Below are 1078 nucleotides of genomic sequence, written 5' to 3'. Positions count from 1 at the left end.
ACCGCTATGCACCGCAGCTGCGTACGCTGCTTGCTGAGAACTTTCAGATTGTCGGTCATTGAGAGCCGAAATCCTGCATTCGCTAGGTATAACACATTAAACAACAATGCCGCTGTGGTCTAAAGAAGCGGAGTCATACCATGAGTACATCCAGCGATCATGAGTGTCTATGGAGATGTTGGCTCTACGAACTATGAATCGACGTTCTTAACCATCAATAGGAGCAGCAAATGATAAAATCGCTTTTGGCTCTTCTACTTCTATCTTCGTTTTCAGTAGTTGCTGTGGCCGATAGATTTCCATCGCAAGATGAATTGGATGGGATAATCAAAGGTTGCGGAATAGGCGTGTCGAATAAAATTCAGGCGGACGTTTCTGCTTCCGTCAAGTCTTGGCGCAAGGCGGCGGTGAAAGGAGAGGCATCTTATAGCGAGCTAGGTGCAATCCTGCAGGAATCGCACGATGGGACGATATCTTCCGGGAACTACAAGACATATACTTCCTGCGTGATCGACTTGGTAAGAGAATTCAACAAGCCTTTGCCTCCCCTGCCTGCTTCGTCTTGTTCAAAGTCATCGCCATGTGCCATTACAACGGATACAGGCTATTGGGTATCCAATGAAATGTCAATTAGGCTTGAGTTGGTGGCAATAGATGTTGAGTCGTCACCATTGTCCCCAGTGGCGTATTTTCGCAATTCTCTTGGAATGAAGGGTTTTCATATAACCGGATCCGGGAATATAACCGGATACGTGGAGGAAGATGGCTCTAAGATACCCGTTACTCTAAGTGTATTAAAGATAGTAATTGATGAAAAATTCAATAATAAAACGCATCAAAATGTCTCTGGTAAGGTGTTATTCGCTTTAGAGTATTGACTGCAGCTCGATTTTGGGTCCGCTAGGCGAATGCGGGTCGTATACATGAGGGGGCTGGTCGTGTGATTGAGCCTCGAAATGAGCCTTGAGGATCCGACGTTTTCCAAAGGTATCCGTTCGGTTCCCCCCTGCTCTCACGCCGCAGCAGGTGGCGGCAGAACGGGAGCCGGTCGCCCCTGACGACGCTCGCGCATAACCTC

The 1078-nt window shown here is 47.8% G+C and carries 1 protein-coding gene; it reads left to right on the top strand.

Features of this window, described 5'->3' with window-relative positions; all coding sequences use genetic code 11:
- Nucleotides 1–230: 230 nt before the first annotated feature.
- Entirely contained in the window at nucleotides 231–878 is a 648-nt protein-coding gene (locus D779_RS22550) for a hypothetical protein (protein ID WP_157726502.1), read from the top strand.
- The last annotated feature ends 200 nt before the right edge of the window (nucleotides 879–1078 follow it).

Origin of the sequence: Imhoffiella purpurea (assembly GCF_000585215.1) — a bacterium.
GTDB lineage: Bacteria > Pseudomonadota > Gammaproteobacteria > Chromatiales > Chromatiaceae > Imhoffiella > Imhoffiella purpurea.
This window is presented reverse-complemented; position numbering and strand designations above follow the sequence as displayed.